Annotated in this window: 20 protein-coding genes and 1 tRNA gene; 6 read left to right on the top strand and 15 right to left on the bottom strand. The window is 56.3% G+C overall.

Going from position 1 to position 20007, the window contains the following annotated elements:
* Nucleotides 1-113: 113 nt before the first annotated feature.
* The 8 genes from E1297_RS46555 to E1297_RS46520 all read right to left on the bottom strand — a co-directional run bounded on the left by E1297_RS46555 (nucleotide 114) and on the right by E1297_RS46520 (nucleotide 5468).
* The gene (locus E1297_RS46555; RefSeq protein WP_155150842.1) at nucleotides 114-1193 is read right to left on the bottom strand and encodes a 2'-deoxycytidine 5'-triphosphate deaminase; all 1080 of its coding nucleotides are present in this window, start codon (nucleotides 1191-1193) and stop codon (nucleotides 114-116) included.
* 61 nt (nucleotides 1194-1254) lie between these two features.
* A tRNA-Pro gene (locus tag E1297_RS46550) sits at nucleotides 1255-1331 on the bottom strand.
* A 61-nt stretch (nucleotides 1332-1392) separates the two neighbouring features.
* Nucleotides 1393-1995, bottom strand: a complete 603-nt coding sequence (locus E1297_RS46545; RefSeq protein WP_155150839.1) for a MerR family transcriptional regulator — start codon at nucleotides 1993-1995, stop codon at nucleotides 1393-1395.
* Nucleotides 1996-2013: 18 nt separating this feature from the next.
* Nucleotides 2014-2316, bottom strand: coding sequence for an integration host factor subunit alpha (gene ihfA, locus E1297_RS46540; RefSeq protein ID WP_008755922.1), 303 nt, complete (start codon nucleotides 2314-2316; stop codon nucleotides 2014-2016).
* A 97-nt stretch (nucleotides 2317-2413) separates the two neighbouring features.
* Nucleotides 2414-3385, bottom strand: a complete 972-nt coding sequence (locus E1297_RS46535; protein WP_155150834.1) for a beta-ketoacyl-ACP synthase III — start codon at nucleotides 3383-3385, stop codon at nucleotides 2414-2416.
* A 21-nt stretch (nucleotides 3386-3406) separates the two neighbouring features.
* Nucleotides 3407-4495 (bottom strand): phosphate acyltransferase PlsX, encoded by a 1089-nt coding sequence (gene plsX / locus E1297_RS46530; protein ID WP_155150831.1) that lies wholly within the window; start codon nucleotides 4493-4495, stop codon nucleotides 3407-3409.
* A gap of 24 nt (nucleotides 4496-4519) precedes the next feature.
* Nucleotides 4520-4726 carry a 50S ribosomal protein L32 gene (rpmF, locus tag E1297_RS46525; RefSeq protein WP_008756996.1) on the bottom strand — a complete coding sequence of 69 codons (207 nt, stop codon included), beginning with the start codon at nucleotides 4724-4726 and terminating at the stop codon, nucleotides 4520-4522.
* Between the two features lie 205 nt (nucleotides 4727-4931).
* Nucleotides 4932-5468, bottom strand: a complete 537-nt coding sequence (locus E1297_RS46520; protein ID WP_155150828.1) for a DUF177 domain-containing protein — start codon at nucleotides 5466-5468, stop codon at nucleotides 4932-4934.
* A gap of 83 nt (nucleotides 5469-5551) precedes the next feature.
* On the opposite strand from E1297_RS46520, the gene E1297_RS46515 reads away from it, so the two are divergent.
* The 3 genes from E1297_RS46515 to E1297_RS46505 all read left to right on the top strand — a co-directional run bounded on the left by E1297_RS46515 (nucleotide 5552) and on the right by E1297_RS46505 (nucleotide 8737).
* Complete coding sequence (locus E1297_RS46515) at nucleotides 5552-6028, top strand: outer membrane protein assembly factor BamE (protein ID WP_155150825.1); 477 nt, start codon at nucleotides 5552-5554, stop codon at nucleotides 6026-6028.
* A gap of 97 nt (nucleotides 6029-6125) precedes the next feature.
* On the top strand, nucleotides 6126-6866 hold the full coding sequence (locus E1297_RS46510; RefSeq protein WP_155150822.1) for a GNAT family N-acetyltransferase: 741 nt from the start codon (nucleotides 6126-6128) through the stop codon (nucleotides 6864-6866).
* 59 nt (nucleotides 6867-6925) lie between these two features.
* Entirely contained in the window at nucleotides 6926-8737 is a 1812-nt protein-coding gene (locus E1297_RS46505) for an ABC-F family ATP-binding cassette domain-containing protein (RefSeq protein WP_155150820.1), read from the top strand.
* A gap of 70 nt (nucleotides 8738-8807) precedes the next feature.
* On the opposite strand, the gene E1297_RS46500 is transcribed toward E1297_RS46505, so the two are convergent.
* The 3 genes from E1297_RS46500 to E1297_RS46490 all read right to left on the bottom strand — a co-directional run bounded on the left by E1297_RS46500 (nucleotide 8808) and on the right by E1297_RS46490 (nucleotide 10869).
* Nucleotides 8808-9353, bottom strand: coding sequence for a sugar O-acetyltransferase (locus E1297_RS46500; RefSeq protein ID WP_155150817.1), 546 nt, complete (start codon nucleotides 9351-9353; stop codon nucleotides 8808-8810).
* A 9-nt stretch (nucleotides 9354-9362) separates the two neighbouring features.
* The gene (locus E1297_RS46495) at nucleotides 9363-10118 is read right to left on the bottom strand and encodes a 3-hydroxyacyl-CoA dehydrogenase (RefSeq protein WP_155150814.1); all 756 of its coding nucleotides are present in this window, start codon (nucleotides 10116-10118) and stop codon (nucleotides 9363-9365) included.
* Between the two features lie 238 nt (nucleotides 10119-10356).
* On the bottom strand, nucleotides 10357-10869 hold the full coding sequence (locus E1297_RS46490) for a phosphate-starvation-inducible PsiE family protein (RefSeq protein WP_155150811.1): 513 nt from the start codon (nucleotides 10867-10869) through the stop codon (nucleotides 10357-10359).
* 301 nt (nucleotides 10870-11170) lie between these two features.
* Here E1297_RS46490 and E1297_RS46485 point away from each other — a divergent pair, with 301 nt between their 5' ends.
* Nucleotides 11171-12523 carry an amidohydrolase family protein gene (locus E1297_RS46485; RefSeq protein WP_155150808.1) on the top strand — a complete coding sequence of 451 codons (1353 nt, stop codon included), beginning with the start codon at nucleotides 11171-11173 and terminating at the stop codon, nucleotides 12521-12523.
* Between the two features lie 406 nt (nucleotides 12524-12929).
* Here E1297_RS46485 and tyrS read toward each other — a convergent pair whose 3' ends face one another.
* The gene (gene tyrS, locus E1297_RS46480) at nucleotides 12930-14180 is read right to left on the bottom strand and encodes a tyrosine--tRNA ligase (RefSeq protein WP_155150805.1); all 1251 of its coding nucleotides are present in this window, start codon (nucleotides 14178-14180) and stop codon (nucleotides 12930-12932) included.
* Nucleotides 14181-14264: 84 nt separating this feature from the next.
* Nucleotides 14265-15557 carry an MFS transporter gene (locus tag E1297_RS46475; RefSeq protein ID WP_155150802.1) on the bottom strand — a complete coding sequence of 431 codons (1293 nt, stop codon included), beginning with the start codon at nucleotides 15555-15557 and terminating at the stop codon, nucleotides 14265-14267.
* Nucleotides 15558-15867: 310 nt separating this feature from the next.
* On the opposite strand from E1297_RS46475, the gene E1297_RS46470 reads away from it, so the two are divergent.
* On the top strand, nucleotides 15868-16995 hold the full coding sequence (locus tag E1297_RS46470) for an anhydro-N-acetylmuramic acid kinase (RefSeq protein ID WP_368669866.1): 1128 nt from the start codon (nucleotides 15868-15870) through the stop codon (nucleotides 16993-16995).
* Here E1297_RS46470 and E1297_RS46465 read toward each other — a convergent pair.
* Nucleotides 16992-17882: a fatty acid desaturase gene (locus E1297_RS46465; protein WP_155150798.1), complete on the bottom strand. Its 891-nt coding sequence runs from the start codon at nucleotides 17880-17882 to the stop codon at nucleotides 16992-16994. The genes E1297_RS46470 and E1297_RS46465 overlap by 4 nt on opposite strands.
* A 57-nt stretch (nucleotides 17883-17939) precedes the next feature.
* Nucleotides 17940-18359 (bottom strand): cupin domain-containing protein, encoded by a 420-nt coding sequence (locus E1297_RS46460; protein WP_155150794.1) that lies wholly within the window; start codon nucleotides 18357-18359, stop codon nucleotides 17940-17942.
* Nucleotides 18360-18446: 87 nt separating this feature from the next.
* Here E1297_RS46460 and E1297_RS46455 point away from each other — a divergent pair, with 87 nt between their 5' ends.
* On the top strand, nucleotides 18447-19865 hold the full coding sequence (locus E1297_RS46455; protein WP_155150792.1) for a YdiU family protein: 1419 nt from the start codon (nucleotides 18447-18449) through the stop codon (nucleotides 19863-19865).
* Nucleotides 19866-20007: the final 142 nt, after the last annotated feature.

The raw sequence follows: 20007 nt of genomic DNA, 5'->3' as shown, positions 1-20007 counted from the left end.
CGCGCGATCCTGAAACCGCGCGTAGAATGCAACAAAGCTCCAACCAGCAGAAACAAACCTTGAAGCAGGCGCAGCGAATGACACGCCAAATGCGCCGGTTCATGAAGTTCTGATTAGCTGACTGCCTTGAAGTGCTTGGATAGTTTCAGGCCCTGTCCCTGATAGTTCGAGGCAATTCCTGCCCCGTACAGTTGGGTTGGCATCTCGGCCATGCGTTCATAAACCAATCGCCCCACGACCTGACCGTGTTCCAGCACAAATGGCGCTTCGTGGCAGCGAACTTCCAGCACGCCCCGAGAACCAGCCCCGCCTGCAGCAGCATGACCGAATCCGGGGTCAAAGAACCCAGCATAGTGCACACGAAATTCGCCCACCATGGCGAGGTAGGGTGCCATTTCGGCCGCATACATCGGAGGGATATGAACGGCCTCGCGGCTTACCAGAATGTAGAATGCACCCGGGTCAAGAATGATCCGGCCATCACGCGTCCGCACTTCTTCCCAATAGTCCTGCGGGTCGTAGCCACCGATGCGGTCCAGATCGATCACACCGGTATGTGGTTTGGCGCGATAGCCGACCAAATCTGTTTCGGGCAGTTTCAGATCGACTGAGAAACCAAGACCATCCTGAATCACGGCAGGACCATCTACCAGTGGCGATTCTGCGTGCAGGCTTGTCAGTTCAGCGTCAGTCAGAACCGCTTGTCCCTTCCGAAAACGGATCTGGTTCAAGCGCATTCCGGGGCGCACCAGAACCGAGAATGAGCGGGGGCAAATCTCGGCATAAAGCGGGCCGGAGTAGCCAGCCGGAACACGGTCAAACTCGGTGCCGCCATCGGTGATCGTGCGGGTCAAAAGATCAAGACGTCCGGTTGAGCTTTTGGCATTGGCAACGGCGCTGGTGTCCGCTGGCAGTGCCAAAGATTCCATGAGTGGCACAAGATAGACGCAGCCCTTCTCAAGAACAGCGCCCTCGCTGATATCTATCCGGTGCATTTCAAACTCGGACAGACGATCGGAAACGGTTCGGCCTTCACCGGCAAGAAAAGAGGCTCGAACACGGTAAGCCACTGTCCCTAAACGTAAATCAAGGCTCGCGGGTTGAATCTGTGCAGGCAGAATATCAGGGCTGGCGGTGAGTTCACCGCGCGTAATCATCGCCTCGATTTGCTGGTTTGGGCAAACACCTGTCATCTCGATCCCCCCTTGTGCCAGAGCGGGATCTGGCCTTTGTGCCATAAACGTCGGTGTGATTTGGTCGGGCTAGCAGGACTCGAACCTGCGACCTTCCGTCCCCCAGACGGACGCGCTACCAGGCTGCGCCATAGCCCGACGTTGAGGTGTTCATAAAGACTTTCCCGGCAGGGGCAAGAGGAAATCATCGCCTTTTTGTTTATCCTGCCGATCGATTTTCGACCCGGTTTAGCCAAGCTCGCAAGTCCTTGGCAATCGGTTCTATCTTGCGCAAAACCTCATCGTCGAAATCCGTTGTCTGCCATGCTTGTGAAGCGATACCACCAAACAAAGGCGCTGTGCTGACCTCACCCAGTTCTGACGGTGCCTCAGTAGGTTTCTGGTCAGCTTCACCTTTTGGGTCAGTACCATTGACCTTTTGGTCAGACCCTACCTGCAAGTCCATGTCGATTTGTGCGTTTGGAGGTGTAGGCTTGGGGGCAAAGGGGACGACGGTCTCATCTGCAGGTGCAGGTGCCGAGTTTTCATCGAGGCTCTGCGACAGCGATGACACATAGCTGACGCCTTGCTCGCGCAGAATACGCTGAACGCCCTTTATCGTAATCCCATCCTCGTGCAGCAGCTTCTTGATGCCGCCAAGCAGTCGCATGTCATTCGGGCGATAGTAACGGCGCCCGCCTGCACGTTTGACTGGTTTTACCTGATTAAACCGGCTTTCCCAGAAACGCAGGACATGGGCTTGAACACCGAGCCAATCCGCAACTTCACTGATTGTGCGAAATGCGTCGGGAGACTTGCTCATACCTGCGCGACCTCAGATTTACTTACGATTCCCGGCAGCAACACGATCCTTCATCAGATGCGAAGGACGGAAGGTCAGCACGCGGCGCGGCTGAATTGGAACCTCTTCACCGGTTTTGGGGTTGCGGCCGATCCGGGCGGTTTTGTCCCGGACACTGAACGTACCGAAAGACGAAATCTTGACTTGCTCGCCACGCACCAAGGCGTCGGACATGTGGTTCAGAACGCTTTCGACCAGTTGCGCGCTTTCGTTGCGTGAAAGGCCAACTTCACGAAAGACGGCCTCGCTCAGATCCATGCGAGTCAGTGTTTTATCGCCCATGCTATTTTCCCCTGTTTATATTAAAGCATATGGTTAGGGGAAATTCGCTGTCAATATCAATGAATTGCAGGCGGCTGTGTAAGCCGGTTTGTGCCAGTTACCAGCGCAGAACCACCGCACCCCAGGCCAAACCGCCGCCAATCGCTTCGGTCACGATCAGATCACCAGGCTTGATCTGCCCGCGCTCCTTGCCCACGGAAAGGGCAAGGGGAATCGATGCAGCAGATGTGTTCCCGTGATCCTGAACAGTCACCACGACATTCTCCATCGGCAGCCCCATTTTCTTGGCTGTGCCCTGGATAATGCGGATGTTGGCCTGATGTGGAACGATCCAGTCAACGTCGCCACTGGTCAGCCCGGCGCGACCCAGTGCGGTTTCGGCAGTTTTTGCAAGTTTTTCAACGGCATGCCGGAAAACCTGATTGCCCTGCATCCGCAGATGACCGGTCGATTGCGTCGACACACCACCATCTACATAAAGCAGATCTTTGTAGCGCCCATCCGAGTTCAGATCTGTGGACAGAATTCCGCGATCATCCGATGATCCGTTGCCGTCCTGTGCCTCAAGCACCAGCGCACCTGCACCATCGCCGAACAGCACACAGGTCGAGCGGTCGCTCCAATCCATGATTCGTGAAAAGGTCTCTGCTCCGATGACCAGAACGCGCTTGGCCTGTCCGGACAGGATCAAGGCATTGGCATTACTCAGCGCAAAAACGAAACCGGCGCAAACGGCCTGAACATCAAAGGCGAACCCGTTTGTCATGCCCAACCGGGCCTGAACCATGGTTGCCGCAGAAGGGAAGGTCAGATCTGCGGTAGATGTTGCCAATACGATCGCGTCGATATCGCTCGCCTCGAGCCCGGCATCCTTCAGGGCTGCTTCGGCAGCTTTGGTCGCAAGATCCGAAGTGGTTTCGTCATCCGCCGCAAAGTGCCGGCGCTCGATCCCTGAACGAGTGCGAATCCATTCATCCGATGTGTCCAGCGTCTGTTCAAACTCAGTATTTGGAACGACGCGCTCTGGCAAATAATGCCCAACACCTACAACAACTGAACGGCCTGCCATTTTGGGTTACTGCCTTCTTTGTTATTTTTTCGTCTGCGGCGCAGCATGCGCGGCATCTTGTGCAAGCTCGGCTGTTGATGCAACCCGTGCCGCCAATTTTTCGGAAAACCCGGATTGGGCCAGCGTAAAGGCCAGTTTCACAGCCGCAGACACGCCGGTCGAATCAGCGCCGCCATGTGATTTGATGACTGTACCATTCAGGCCCAGAAAGACCCCGCCGTTCACGCGGCGCGGATCAATGCGCTTTTTCAAACGCTGAAGCGATGTGATCGCAAGAACCGAAGCCAGTCGTGAAAGAGGGGTATACTTAAACGCTTCACGCAGCAGATCGCCGATCAGGCTGGCAGTACCTTCGCCTGTCTTGATGGCGACATTTCCGGTAAATCCATCTGTTACAATCACATCTGCCTTGTCGCCGGGGATGTCACTGCCCTCGACAAAGCCCACGAAATCGAAATTCGCCCGGTCGGCGAAATCGGCGATCATGGAGTGTGCTTCTTTCAGCTCGGCGCGGCCCTTGTGCTCTTCGGTGCCAACGTTCAGCAAGCCGATGCGAGGCCGGTTCAGTGCCATACCATTGCGCGCGTAAGACGCGCCCATCAGCGCGTATTGCAGCAAATCCTTAGCGTCGGCCCGTACATCTGCGCCCACGTCCAGCATCACGTTGAACCCCTGAGGGTTGCGCGATGGCCACAGAATGGCGATTGCGGGCCGATTGACACCCGGCAGTCTGCGCAGGCGCATCATCGACAATGCCATCAGTGCGCCGGTGTTCCCGCAAGACACCGCACCATGCGCTTCACCCTGACGGACCGCCTCCAAAGCGGACCACATCGAGGTCTGTTTGCCGTTTCGGACAACCTGACTGGGCTTGTCTTCCATCGTGACTACATCCGGGCAATCACGAAAAACGACGCGTCCTTCAAGGACACGCCGTTTGGCTACAAGCTTGCGCAGCACATCTTCGGGGCCATGGAGAAGAAACCCGATTTCGGGATTCTTCTTTGCCGATTTCGCAATTCCAGCCACTACAACCGCGGGACCTGAATCCCCGCCCATTGCATCAACCGAGATAACGATCCGTCCGGTTTGCGTGGGCTGCGCCGTCATGCCAGAACCTGCGTTTAATCAGGCTTAGGCCGCGTCTTCGTCCAGGTCGATTTCATCGGCCTGCGCGACGACTTCGCGATCGTCATAGTGGCCGCAGGATGCGCAAACGTGGTGCGGACGCTTCAGCTCGCCGCAGTTCGGGCATTCGTTCGGGTTTGCAGCAACCAGAGCGTCGTGTGCGCGGCGGTTGTTGCGACGCGACTTGGAAACTTTGTTCTGTTGGACGGCCATGGTCTCAACCTTTGTCTATTAAGGGTCAGCAGATTCGCTGCTGGCCGGGTTTCATTCTTCGTTTTCTCGTGGTTTGACGCGCGTTTAGGGTACATGCCCCACGTTGTCCAACCCAAATTCCGATGAGCGCGCGAAAATACTGCGATTCTCGACATGTTCAAGCGATTTTTCTGACCGCCTGCTATGACAGGAAATCAATCCTGTGTCACTCGTCTTTTTTCAGGGCATCACGCAAACCCGCCAATCCGGCAAAGGGTTTAACATCTTCGTCCGTAATCGCTTGTTTTCCGGGTTCGGTATAGTTTGCTTCACCCAGATGCGCACCATCTTTGCGCGGATACTGGGGCAGGGCCAGCGATAAGGCCTCGATCATGACCTGCGCCGGGTCGATTTCCGGGCCGAGTGCTTCGGTTTCATCATCCTCTGGCATTTCAAATTCGGGTTCGTCGGGTTCGGACCATTCCGCCAGAAACATCCGTCGTACAGGTACATCGATACGAGTCGTTACAGGATCCAGCGTGATGACACAGGGCTGGATAACCGTGGCACCCAGTTTCGCGGTCAGAACCCAATCGCGCTTTCCCTGTGCTTGAACTGAACCTACAAAGCTGACCTTACGTAGCCCCAACAGACCCAGTTCCTGCTTGATCGCGTCCAATTCAGGCGAACTGGGGCGCAATTCGAACGGGGTTGGCGTGTTCTGAGGCAGATCAGCTACCCGCAGGGATGATTGGTTCGTCATTCTGACTCTTTCCTGTGTTGAACCGTAGCACCGGTTTCTGTAATCGGATAGAAGCCGCAAGGTGCCAAGGCAAGAGGGTGAAGATGTCGAAGGTAATGAACAAGCTGAAACCAGCGTCCAAAGCGCTAGCATGCGGCGTTGTTTTGTCCGGGCTCTTGGCCTGCTCCCCTGTCATTAAGCATCACGGCTACGTTCCGACCCCTCACGAACTGGCTGAAGTGAAGGTGGGGGTGGATACCCGGGATACTGTTCTCGAAGCGATTGGCGCGCCAAGTGCCGCAGGCGTATTGCGTGATTCCGGCTTCTACTATGTGTCTTCTGAGGTTCGCCATTTTGGCCCCAAGCGACCAAAGGTCATCTCGAGAGAGCTTGTTGCCGTGAGCTTTGATCAGCGTGGTGTTGTCAGCAACATTGAGCGATTTGGTCTCGAAGATGGATATGTCATCGTTCTCGACCGCCGTGTGACCGATTCCAGCGTTCAGGACAAAGGCTTCCTGCGTCAGCTGCTGGGCAACATCGGTAACTTTAATCCGGCAAACATCCCTGGGGCTAACAACTAATTCACTCCTGGCTCTTGTTCCTTCACGGGACAGTCACAAAATTTGTGATAGGAGGGCGGTGAAGACCTAAGGGTCTGCAACCGCGGAGGATGCGACCATGGCCAGTGCAGTGTTGCTGAACAAAGGGCGCTATCGTGCCCGGCTGGCGCAGTCGGCGCCGGACGTGACGGCTGCGCAAGCGTTGCGAACGCTGGCCTTTGCCACCGATCAGACCGATCGGGACGACTTTGACAACACCTGTGCCCATGTTCTGATTGAGGATATGCGGTGCGGTGGTCAACTGGTCTGCTGTTTTCGCATGTTGACGATGGAAAATGGGAGCGAGATTGGTCAAAGCTACTCATCCCAATACTATGATTTATCAGCATTAGGGGAATTCAGCGGTCGCATGGTCGAGATGGGCCGATTCTGCATTCACCCAGATTGGTCCGATCCGGATATCCTGCGTGTTGCGTGGGGTGCGATGACGGCCTTTGTGGACCGAAACGGGGTCAAGATGCTGTTCGGCTGCTCGTCTTTTGCCGGGACTGAGACCGAGGAGTACCTTGATGCTTTCGCTATGCTCAAACATCGGCATCTTGCACCAAAGCGATGGTTGCCTCGCGTGAAAGCACCGGATGTATTTCGTTTTGCTTCCCGGCTTCGTCGCCGACCCGATGCGAAAAAGGCGATGCTGCGTATGCCGCCCTTGTTGCGTACCTACTTGCTGATGGGTGGGTGGGTCAGCGACCATGCGGTCGTGGATCGGCACATGAATACGCTGCATGTGTTTACCGGGCTCGAGATTGGGGCCATTCCCCCGGCACGCAAAAGGTTGCTCCGTGCAGTGGCGGTGTAATCCGAAAAAGGTCGGGCAGGGGCGTTGACGCCCTGATCATGCCGGTTTAGCTGGCTGGCATGGCGAGAATTCCTTTGTTGCAGATGTCCGGCATTTCCCTAACTTTCGGGGGTGATCCGGTATTTTCGGATGTCGATCTGGTGGTCCAACCCGGTGACCGTGTTGCGCTGGTTGGGCGAAACGGATCAGGCAAGTCCACCCTGATGAAAGTGATGGCCGGTCTGGTCGAGCCGGATCAGGGCGATATCGTGATTCCTCCGGGGAAATCCGTTGGATACATGGAGCAGGACCCAGGGATGGAGGGGTTCGCCACACTGGGTGACTACGCTTCAAGTGGGTTGGAACCAGGTGAGCTGTATAAGGTCGAACGCGCGGGTGAGGGCCTGAAATTTGATCCGTCCCGCGCTGTTGAGACCGCCTCGGGTGGTGAACGCCGGCGCGCGGCGCTGGCTAAGCTTATGGCCGAAGCACCTGACCTGATGCTGCTGGACGAGCCCACCAACCATCTGGATATCGAGGCGATTGCGTGGTTGGAGCGGGAACTTGGCGCGACACGCGCGGCCTTTGTTCTGATTTCCCACGACCGGGCGTTTCTGCGGGCATTGACCCGGGCGACCTTGTGGGTCGATCGCGGTGAAGTGCGTCGTCAGGAACAGGGATTTGAGTCGTTCGAAGCATGGCGCGATAAGATCTGGGAAGAAGAGGATCAGAAGCGGCACAAGCTGAATCGCCTGATAAAATCCGAAGCGCGTTGGGCGGTCGAAGGCATCAGCGCTCGCCGCAAACGTAATCAAGGCCGTGTTCGTGCCCTTCAGGCCTTGCGCGCAGAGCGCGCATCGCAGATCAAGCGGCAGGGTTCTGCGGCGATGTCTTTGGAATCTGGCCCGAAATCCGGCAGAAAGGTCATCGAAGCCAAAGGGTTATCCAAGTCATTTGATGGCAAGCCGATTGTCCGAAACTTTGATTTGTTGGTGCAACGCGGTGACCGCGTGGCCTTTGTCGGTCCGAACGGAGTTGGAAAAACTACGCTGCTGAAAATGCTGCTGGGCCAGACCGATCCTGATGAAGGGACGGTGACATTGGGTACCAATCTTGAAGTCGCTGTCTTTGATCAGACCCGCGCTCAACTGGACCCCGAGATGAGCCTTTGGGACAGTCTGACCGGAGACCCCGAAATGCGGGTGTCAGGTAAGGCCGATCAGGTGATGGTTCGCGGTCAGCCCAAGCACGTTGTGGGGTATCTCAAGGAATTCCTGTTCGATGATCAGCAGGCAAGAGCGGCTGTTAATTCCTTATCTGGTGGGGAAAAAGCGCGATTGCTGCTTGCCAAGCTGATGGCAAAATCGTCGAACCTGCTGGTGCTGGACGAACCGACAAACGATCTGGACGTTGAAACACTGGACCTTCTGCAGGAATTGCTGGACGACTTTGACGGGACAGTTCTGCTGGTGAGCCACGACCGGGATTTCCTGGACCGGGTTGCGACGACAACGGTTGCGATGGAGGGAAACGGTCAGGCCACCGTTTATGCAGGTGGATGGTCGGACTATATCGCTCAGCGTGGCGATGTGACTGCCAAAAAGGAAGAAAAAACAAAGATCAACAAGCCTAAGGTCAAGCAGGAGGCAAAGCCGAAATCCGGGCTGTCCTTTTCCGAAAAGCACCGATTGGAAAAACTGCCGTCTGAGATTGCAAGGCTTGAAGCAGAGATTGCCAAACTGGAAGAGTTGATGTCGGACCCCGAATTGTTTTCGCGGGAACCGGTCAAGTTCCAGAAGGCCACAGATGCGTTGGTCGAGCGGCAGGAAAAACTGTCTGCTGCAGAGGAAGAATGGCTGTTGCTGGAAGAAAAAGCCGAGGCAGGATCTTAGGATTTGTACAAGGTCCGAACGCCACCTTATCCGGTTTGTACAATCCTCGGCTCAAGCCAAATGAGAGCGTTCAGGTGATCGGGCGCGCCGGATTGCCGACGACGGTGACGCCGTCGGCGATGTCTTTGGTCACAACACTGCCTGCACCAATCGTGGCGTTGTCGCCAATCGTCACTCCGGGAAGAATGATTGCGCCTCCGCCGACCCAGACACTTTGACCAATGGTTACGGGCAGGGCGATCTCAAGACCTTGGGCGCGTTCAATCGGATCCTGCGCATGTTGGGCACAGTAGATCTGGACGCCCGGGCCGAACATTGTGTCACTGCCGATACGAACAGGTGCGGTGTCAAGAATGGTGCACCCAGCGTTGAAATACACCCGCTCACCCAAGTGAATGTTCAGGCCGTAGGCGCAGTGAAACGGGGCTTCGAGGAAACAGCCTTCGCCAGTTTCGGCAAAGAGGGACTTTAACTCAGGTGCAAGCGGACCGCGCAAATCCGGTGCGGTTTGGTTATGGGCATGGACCGCGCGTCGGGCCTGCATGCGCAGGTCTTCTAATTCGGGGTCCATGCAATTGTACCAATGGCCGGACTGCATTTTCTGCCGCTCGCTCATGAGGCAGACCTAGCGCATCCGCAGCGCGCCGTCGATGCGGATGACCTCGCCGTTCAGATATCCCATCTCGACAATGAACCCTGCCAGCCGCCCGTATTCGCGCGGATCACCCAGACGAGGCGGATTGGGCACATCAGCCGCCAGTTGCTGCTGCACCTCTTCCGGCAGACCGGCCAGCATCGGGGTCATGAAGATACCCGGCGCAATGGTCATCACCCTGATACCGCTGGAGGCAAGGTCACGCGACATGGGCAGGGTCATACCGACTACACCGCCTTTGGACGCGGCATAAGCGGCCTGACCCTTTTGACCGTCAAAGGCGGCAATAGACGCCGTGTTGATGATCACACCGCGCGCACCGTCTGACTCCGGGTCGTTCTTGGCCATTTCGGCCGAGGCAAGGCGGGATACGTTGAACGTACCAACAAGATTGATGTCGATTGTGCGCTGGAAAGCGTCCAAAGGGTGGGGGCCATCCCTGCCAACGGTTTTGATGCCGTAGGCGATGCCGGCGCAGTTTACTGCCGCAGTAATCTTGCCCATTTTTTCGACTGCCAGAGCGATGGCTGCAGCAACGGACGCCTCGTCGGTTACGTCCGTCTGTGCAAAATGCCCACCGATCTCAGCCGCAACCTGCGCGCCACGATCGGCATCACGGTCCAGGATCGTGACCTGCGCACCATTTTCGGCAAAGTAACGGGCAGTGGCTTCTCCCAAACCCGACGCGCCGCCTGTGATGATGGCGGCAGTGGTGGACAATTGCATGGCAGGCTCCTCTTCCCGTAATATGAACATGTGTTCAAATAATCGGAAGAGCCTGTTGCTGTCCAGTCATGTGGTGAAGTGGGAAGTCATGGAGTGTCTGTTCTCAGCCCTTAGTGAGACTTCAAAATCCATTATTGTCTTGCTCACACAGCAAGTTGCCGAGCGCGGGGACTGAAGATTCAATGTCACCGTGTGAAAGACGACGGTGCCCAGAATGGTGGGCAATGGAAGTTTCAACTTACGGTTTTCTAGCGATTAGCCAATACGTTATGCCCAATGCAAGGCCGATTGCTGCGTAACCAAGAAAGTACTGAGGTTCCAAATTTTTGTCATCGAGCGTGATGATCTTTCGAGCTACCGCCATCAAGGCTGTCGCGACAACTAGCTTGATGTGGATGACGTCGGCGGTCAGATAGAGAGTGATATTTGTATAAATCTCTATCGCAATAAGTACGACCAACACAGCACTGAAAACCGCGAGAAGGTCACTGACCTCTAAGATATAAACAGGCGGTTCCATCAACTTCAGAAATGTTGTGAAACCGGCATCAATGATGGCTAGTAGAATGATGCCGAGCATGAGAACGGACAAAGCTCTGACACCGTGGCGGATCATGCGGTTACACCATCGAACGATGGCGTCTTCATGATCAGGGTCTAGTTCCACATGCGCTGGGATGGGCTTGCTTTCATCACCACTCACTGCAATCTCCAGTTCCGTTTTTTGGCTCGCCAGCAGGAAAGATGTCATCCAGATGCATCGCCCACTTTGACTTTGACAGAAGTCTCACACAAAACGAATGTGTTTTTCTAGGCTGATCTGTTGGCTACCCAAACATGCCGATGAGGTTGTTGCCAACTTTCTCAAAGGGTTATTTCGACAGGTGGGTTTAGCAGTTTGCGGAGATTGAGCCCTGTCCCAGGTAGTCTCGGCTTTAGAAGTCGACTGCGTGGCCGCGAACTGACGCTCTGAAACGCGTGGTTGCGTTGACTTAGACTACCTTGCACGCAATTCTGGATCGTGATCGCACATATTCGAATGGGTTTAAACAATGACCGTCGTTTTGGTACGCGCAATTCTAGCCTCTACATTGTCGTTCCTTTTGGCTTTCGGAGTGGCGGCGCAAGACGAGCTGCCGCGAACGCTGTTTGTCGATGTAGACGTTTTTGACAGTGAAAGCGCGGCGGTCATTGAGAACGCCAATGTCCTTGTCGAGGGCAATTTGATTGCCAGGGTGTCGATCGATCCGATCGAACCGAATGGTGCTGTTATCATAGACGGCCAAGGGCGGACTTTGATCCCCGGTCTTATAGACGGCCACAACCACATCATGCTGCCGACCTCTCCCTTGGCCTTGGCGTATAACCTTCACTGGTCATACACGGGCGCCCTGGTCACGCGAGAAGCGGAACGCATGTTGATGCGAGGTTTCACGACATTGCGGGACGCAGGTGGCCCGTCCTACGGTATCGCGAAGGCGATTGACGAGGGTATCGTTCCCGGGCCACGAATTTTTAGTTCGGGTCACTGGATCGGCCAGACATCCGGTCACTTCGATTTCCGTCTGTACAATGACACCCATCACCGGCAGCGCACTGAGCGAACTGCCTTTGAGCGCGAATGGTCGTTCATCGCTGACGGCGTATCTGAGGTGCGGGCAGCCACCCGCGAGGTGCTGCGCCTCGGGGCCACTCAGATCAAGATCAGCCTGGGTGGAGGCAACTCCACTCCCTATGATCCATTGGACACAACCCACTACAGCCCCGAAGAAATCCGCGCTGCGGTTGAGGCCGCTGAGGACTGGAACACCTATGTCATTGTTCATGCCTACACTGATGAGTCTGTCATCCGGGCGCTCAAGGGCGGGGTAAAGAGCATCGATCATGGCAACATGATTTTTGAGGAAGAGACCATCCGTGCCATTCGCGATGCCGGGGCCATTCTCAATCCGCAGTTTCTGATCTTCACGCCGGACGAGAATATGTTGGCCGCAGGCGATCCCGCGACCATCGAGAAGGGCGCGCCACTGCGCGACAATGTCGAAAACTATGTTGCGTTGATCAAAAAGTACGACCTTCCGATTGCGTTCGGTGTTGACCTGTTTGGAGCCCCTGAGCTTATGGCTATGCAGAACCTTGAGTTTGAACGTCGAGGCCGCTGGTGGTCAGGCGCAGAAGTATTGCAACAGGCCACTTTCAACACCGCAAAGCTATTGGAGATGTCGGGACCGCGAAATCCCTACCAGCAGGGACCACTAGGTGTGATTGAAGCGGGAGCATACGCGGATTTGATACTGGTGGACGGTGACCCAGTTGAGGACATCAACCTGCTGGTCGACCCGGAGGCCAACTTTCTAATTATTATGAAGGATGGTGTTATCTACAAGAACACGCTCGGAGGTTAGTGAAGTTCCGTATATGGCTGATTATATTATGTTTTAGGGTTTGGTTTTGGCGGCCCTGCCACCACTAATCCGAGACGGGCATGACTGGTCTGCTCCAGGATCGGAAGCAGCCTTTTTTCAGCGCTTGGGGTGTTGTCGCGCTACTTCAGTGATTTCGCCATCTACAACCCCGAAGATCTGTAAAAGCAATCTGCCGGTGTTCGTCGGCGGCTGTGTTCAATCCACGATATTCTGCAAAGTCCGATTTCTTCGCATCGCCAGCCTTCGTCTGGCGCAGTGCGGAATACGCAACGAATGGCCGCTGTGTTTGCAAACTGAGCATTCAACGCATCCAAATGGGTCGAGCCCTCAATTGAAAACGGCCACCCCTATGGGTGGCCGTTTTCAATGGTCTGACTAGGGTAGTTTACCCCAACTGAACCAATGCGTGGCGCTTTTTACCTGCGCTCAGCTTGATGGGTGAGGATAGCGCGCCAGCATCGATCATCAGACCGGCATCGGTCAGGGGCGCGTCGTCCAGCTTGGCGCCGTTTTCGGCGATCAGGCGCTTGGCCTCCTTGCCGGATTTGGCCAGACCGGACTTCACGATGATCTGCACAATCGACATGCCGTCACCCAGTTCATCCGCGCTGAGGGTCAGTGTGGGCAGATCGCCCCCGACACCACCTTTTTCGAATACTTCACGCGCTGTCGCTTCGGCGGTCGCAGCGGCTTCGGCACCGTGCAGCAGGGTGGTGACTTCGTTGGCGAGTCGGATTTTGGCCTCGTTGATCTCGGACCCGGCCATAGCGCCCATCCGATCGCATTCATCGACAGGCAGTTCGGTGAAGATCTTCAGGAACCGGCCCACATCCGCATCGGTGGTATTGCGCCAGAACTGCCAGAACTCGTAGGCCGACAGCATATCGCCGTTCAGCCACACCGCGCCGCCTTGCGATTTGCCCATTTTGCGGCCGTCGCTGGTGGTCAGAAGGGGCGTGGTCAGGCCATAGATCTCGTGATCCAGCACCCGGCGGGTCAGGTCGATGCCGTTGACGATATTGCCCCACTGGTCTGAACCGCCCATCTGCAGAACGCAGCCATAGCGGCGGTTCAGCTCGAGGAAGTCATAGGCCTGCAGGATCATGTAGTTGAACTCGAGGAAGCTCAGCGATTGTTCACGATCCAGCCGTGATTTCACCGATTCAAAGCTCAGCATCCGGTTGACCGAGAAATGCCGCCCGATGTCACGCAGGAAATCGAGGTAGTTCAGGCTGTCCAGCCATTCGGCATTATTCAGCATCAGAGCGCCGGTTTCACTGTCGTCATAGGACAGGTATTTGGCAAAGACCTGCTTCATGCCTGCGATATTGGCGTCGATCTGTTCGGGGCCCAGCAGTGGGCGTTCATCAGAACGGAACGAGGGGTCACCCACCTTGGTGGTGCCACCGCCCATCAGGGTAATCGGTTTGTGGCCGGTCTTCTGCAACCAGCGCAGGACCATGATGTTCATCAGGTGACCCACGTGCAGTGACTGCGCCGTGGCGTCATACCCGATATAGGCAGTTTGCACCCCGCTGATCAGTGCCTCATCAAGGCCCTGATAATCGGTGCAGTCGGCGAGAAAGCCGCGCTCGATCATCGTGGCGATGAAATCCGATTTGGGGTGGTAGGTCATGTCGTGCCTCGGGTTAATGTTGCGGGGCACTGTATAGGCGGCGCTGTGGGTAAGGAAAAGGCACCTTTTCCATGAAAAATGACCTTATTGCTGCGTTGTTGCACCCGCAGTTTTGGTAGGCGGTAGACCAAAGGCATAAAACATTGCGATCAGGTTGAGAGCCGCAAGGACAATGAGCGGTGTGACCGGGTCGTGAAAATGCGCCACCGCACCAAGGATCGCGGCGAATACCATGCCGACAACCCCGGCACTGACATCTCCCAGAGCAACAAGATAGGGGCGTTCCTTTTCGTTGGTCTTTTCGATGATGTAGAGGTAGCGGCCATAGATCACACCGTTGCCGCCCAGCGACAAAAGCATGATGACCAGCGCGTACAGCCAGACGTTTTGGGCGTAGCCGGTGAAGGTGAATCCCAGTGCGATGATGGCCGAAAGTGCAGAAATTAGGCAACCCAGCCACATCACGGGTTTGACCGAGATACGCCCGCTGAGCCAACCCCAGACAATCGATCCGATCACAACGCCTGCACTGGCGCCGATCACAAAATAGCTGAGCGAGTGTTTCGTGCCCACGTGGAAAGTTGCTGCGTGGATCGTGTAGAAGGGCATGGCAAGTTCAACCGAGACAAACAGCAAGCGCGCGAACAGGAATTTGCGATACCATCTGTAGGCCATGCCTGTTTTGAAGCCGGTGACAAGCTCGGCCATCGGCTTCGGTTTTTTAATCTTGGGGGCAGGATGAAGCCTTTCTTCCTCGAATATGCGTACGCCGGCAAAGCTGATGCCTGCCGCAAACATTGCGGTCACGCCGCACCACATGACGACGATGTGACGCTGCATTGGTTGGTCTGATACCAGAAGATCTTTGGTAATCCAGACCACAATGATGGCCAGAATGCCCGAGATGGTGGCCTGGGCAAACACCATGCGGTTGCGCTTGGCGTCGGGGATCGAGATCCCATAGATCTGACTGGTGCCCAGGCTGGTGATACCCTGGCATAGTCCCATGACCACTGCTGTTGTCAGGAACAAAAGAACGATCATGACATTGGGCAGATCGGTCGCGAAAAGGGCGACCATCGCCAGTACCGCGCCAGTCAGGATGTTGGGAACATAGACGGCCAGCTTTGCGCGCGTGGCGCGGTTGATGAAGGGCGACATGAAGATTTCAGCGATCAGCCGAGAGCCGGTGACAAAGGGCAGCAAGAGGCCGGCAAAGAAGGTTGGCGCCCCCAGCGCAAGGTAGAGAAAGGGCAGAACGAGTGTCGGATTGACCAGTTGCCCACCGATCGTGGCCAGCGCGCCTGACCAGAAGATCAGCTGATAGTTTCTGCCCTCTGCCGGGGGACTTACCTTAGGCGTTTGCGTATGTGCCATTTATCAATGGGCCATTTACAGTTTGATCCAAGCCCGCACGATACCGTCTGCTCCGGGCCTGCCATGACTTAGTTGAACGGTCTGAGTAGGCAGAATGCTTGCCGATTTATTAACTTGTTGCAACGATCACGGGGTTTCCGGGTTAGGTGTGCCGAAGAGCGGGCGCGTAGTGCGGGTGTTGGAGTTGGGTCTCTACGCACAAAAAACACGTTTGCCAGTATTCATGCGCCTTGCCTTGCATTTGCAATCGCGGGCAGGGTGAACACGCCGTATTGCAAGAGCCGTACGCAGCCAAGCAGGAGAGAACGTGGTGAAGCAAGCCATCAAACGGGTTGGGGCGATCAAGGCTCTGGGTGCGATGTCAGGCACCTCGCTGGACGGTGTGGATGCCGCTGTGGTCGAAACAGACGGGCAGTCCATCTTTGGCTTCGGAGAGTCGCGGTATCGGGCGTATTCTGATGAAGAGCGTAGAATGCTGCGTGGCGCGCTTGGGCAGTGGCACGGGGCAGAGGTGGAAAAGGCCGGTGAATTGGTCACCCATGCTCACGCAGATGTTCTGTCCGAATTCGAAGATGTGGACCTGATCGGCTTTCATGGTCAAACGTTGGCACATGAGCCGCGCGGTCGGGGGACGCTGCAGGTAGGTGACGGCATCGGGCTGTCGCAGGCGCTGGGTTTGCCCGTAGTTTGGGATTTCCGCAGTGATGATGTTGCCATGGGTGGCGAGGGTGCACCCCTGGCGCCGTTTTTTCACTTCGCCTGTGCCAAATGGATCGGTGCCGACACACCAATCTGCTTCCTGAATTTGGGTGGTGTCGGGAATCTGACTTATGTGGACCCGTCCTTTGATGGTCCGGAAATGCCGGGGGCATTATTGGCCTTTGATACCGGGCCTGCAAATGCACCGGTGGATGATCTGATGCAGGCACGCTTGGGCAAACCGATGGATCGGGATGGCGCTGTCGCCCGCGGCGGTACGGTCGAGACCGGAGCGTTGGAGTTGTTTCTGGCTGAACCGTTCTTTGCCCGGATGCCGCCGAAATCGCTGGACCGCAATGACTTTGCCGAAATGATTGGTCTGGTGAAGGAACTCAGCGATGCGGATGCAGTTGCGACGCTGACCGGGATGTGTGCGGCTGGCGTTGCACAGGGAATGGAACACTGCCCGAAACCGCCCGCACGGGTTTTGGTCACGGGCGGCGGACGACACAATCCGGTTCTGATGGAGATGCTGCGTGTCTCGTTGGATTGCCCGGTTGAGCCTGTTGAGGCCGTCGGGCTGGATGGTGACATGCTGGAGGCGCAGGCCTTTGCCTATCTCGCCGTCCGGGTTGCGCGCGGGATGCCGACCTCTTGCCCGGGAACGACGGGGGTGCAAGCGCTGGTAGGGGGCGGTGTTGTTTCTGCCCCGATGCGAGGAGCAGTCAGCAGCGCCTAGCGCGTGATCGATCGCGCATAGTCTGCCGAAAATTCTGTATATCCGTCTGATGTCGACTTCAGGTGTTTCTGGGTCCATTCATGGAACACCGGAAGCTGATGGAACGGGACGTTCGGAAAGGAATGATGCTCGGCATGGTAGGGCATGTTCCAGGCCAGAAAACGGACGATCCGGTTGGTAAAAGTAGTCCGCGAGTTTTCGAGCATATTTGCCACTGGCGGGCAGAGCCCGTGTTCAGCCAGCAGATAGATGCGCAATACCGGTTGCGCGACGAGAACGGGCAACAGCCAGACCCAGAAAAGAGCCGGTGAAAAGAACAGGCTCAGGGCGGCAAGTGCATAAATGCCGAGGAGAATGCGGGCTTCAGTCTTCATCGCGCCATGCTGGCGCGCTGGCAGATAGGGGGCATCAATACGACCCAAGGCATTCATCACCAGCACCTTTGTCATACCGCTCCAGTAGAACCAGCCGCTGAGATAGATCAACAGGCTGCCCCAGCTGTCGGGGCGCGGTTTTCCACCAAGCTCGGGGTCGCGCTCCGGATCGTTAGTCCATTTGTGGTGCGCGAGGTGGAAATACCGGAACCACACAAAGGACAGGGCTATCGGAACTGAGATAAGGTGTCCGACTGCCTCATTCAGCCAGCCCGACTTAAACGGCGTCTTGTGAGTGCATTCGTGGCTGAGCGTGAACAGAAACACCAACAGGATGCCTTGCAGCAGGATGAGCAGAGGCCAAAGGGGGACCTGCATCAGAATTCCAGTGCTGATCACCGCTATTGCAGTGAAGTAAAGCACCAGATGCTTCAGCCCGGCTATATCCGAGCGTTGTTGCAGCTGGTCTTTGGCTTCCGGTGGCAGCGAGGCTATCAGGGCGCGATGATCCATAACGTGACATTAGATGCCCAGTGAAATGGATCAAGTCCTTGTCGCGGGCGCTAGGGTCTAACCGCGCGGGATGTCGAAATCGGGCTCTGCCAGTTCGAAACCATCGAATTCGAATCCGGGGGACACCGTGCAGCTGACCAGCGTGTAGTCGCCGGTGGTGCGGGCGGCTTGCCAATGTCCTTTGGGGACAATCAATTGGGGGGCACCCTGAGACAGGTCCGGTGACAACAGATGCTTGGTGGCCGGCCCCTGGTCGGTTTCACTGAGCGACAGGATCAGTGGTGCGCCGGAATGATACAGCCAGATCTCAGTCGCATCGACACGGTGCCAGTGGCTGCTTTCTCCCTCCCGTAGCAGGAAGTAAATACAAGTGCCGGTGGCACGGCCTTCATTGTCGGCTCTCCATGTTTCCTTGAACCAGCCACCCTCGGGATGTTGTTGCAGGCCGAGGTGATCGATGATGTCTTGCGCTGTCATTGGGATCCTCTTGTATTTTCGCGCGATTATGCACGGGACAGGACGATCCGCTATGGCAATCGTCAGCACAGGCCATATGTTTGCGGCATGACCCTGACGATCCCCTTCGACAACAGTTACGCCCGGCTGCCGGACACCTTTTATTCCCGACAGGCCCCCGAGCCCGTACGTGCGCCGCATCTGATCGCCTTCAATGAAGATCTCGCCAGAATACTGGGGATCTCGGTCGGAGACGTGAAAGAAATGGCCGAGGCCTTTGCAGGAAACTCTGTGCCTGATGGGGCAGAGCCTTTGGCGCAGCTCTATTCCGGGCATCAGTTCGGGCACTATAACCCTCAGCTGGGGGACGGGCGTGCCGTATTGCTGGGAGAGACGGTAGGCACCGATGGTATCCGGCGGGACATACAGCTGAAGGGGTCAGGCCGTACCCCTTATTCCAGACAAGGAGATGGACGCGCCTGGCTGGGGCCTGTGCTGCGCGAATACGTCGTGTCCGAGGCGATGCATGCGCTGGGCATTCCGACCACCCGCGCGCTGGCGGCTGTTGAAACCGGTGAGGTTGTCCTGCGTGAGGGACCAATGCCCGGTGCAGTGCTGACCCGCGTGGCGCAGAGCCATCTGCGCGTGGGTACATTTCAGGTGTTTGCCGCGCGCGGACAGCTGGACAGTCTACGGCGGCTTACTGAATACGCCATTGCCCGCCACTATCCCAAAGCCGAAGGGCCCATGGGATTGCTGCGCGCAGTAAGGGATGCGCAGGCAAGCCTTATTGCGCAGTGGATGAGCGTGGGTTTCATCCATGGGGTTATGAATACCGACAATTGCTCGATCGCTGGCGAGACCATTGACTATGGTCCCTGCGCGTTCATGGACAGATATCATCCCAACACTGTCTATAGCTCGATCGACCGCATGGGGCGCTATGCCTATTCCAGTCAGCCTGAAATCGCGGTGTGGAATGTCGCACAACTGGCTACGGCGCTGATCCAGCAGATAGAAGACAAAGAAGCCGCTGTTGAGGAAGCGACCGAGATCGTTCATGCGATGCCAGCACTGTTGCAGGAAAACTGGATGATGAGGTTCCGTGCCAAGATCGGTTTGGCAACAGAGGACGAGGGCGATCTGGACTTGCTGTCTGATCTTCTCACCCGGATGGCGCAGAACCAGGCGGATTTCACTAACACCTTCCGTGCGCTGGGCAGCGACAAGGCGCGGGATCAGTTCACAGACCCCACAGCCTTTGACGATTGGGCCGAGGGTTGGCGCGTGCGACTGCAGCGTGAAGAGACACCGCAGAGGGTCATGAAAGCAGCCAATCCCGCCTTTATCCCGCGTAACCACCGGGTCGAACAGATGATCCAGGCTGCTGTGAAAGGCGATTATGAGCCCTTCCACAGGTTGGGTTCGGTATTGGCGACGCCATATCTCGATCAGCCAGAGAATGCAGACCTGACCCGTCCACCAACAGAGAGCGAAGTGGTGCATGCGACGTTCTGCGGGACCTGAACCAGTTTACTGGCTGGTCTGATAAGGATTGATGGAATCTGGCCAGCGTCGTGGGTGTTTTGTGATCATCAGAAACACATCCGATCCATCAATCGCCTTGCGCGCATCGCTGATCAGGCGAAGATTCAGGTCGTCGATCTGC

Source organism: Roseibium sp. RKSG952 (assembly GCF_009711355.1).
The sequence above is the reverse complement of the archived record's forward strand: the minus strand, read 5'-3'. Positions and strand labels throughout refer to the sequence as shown.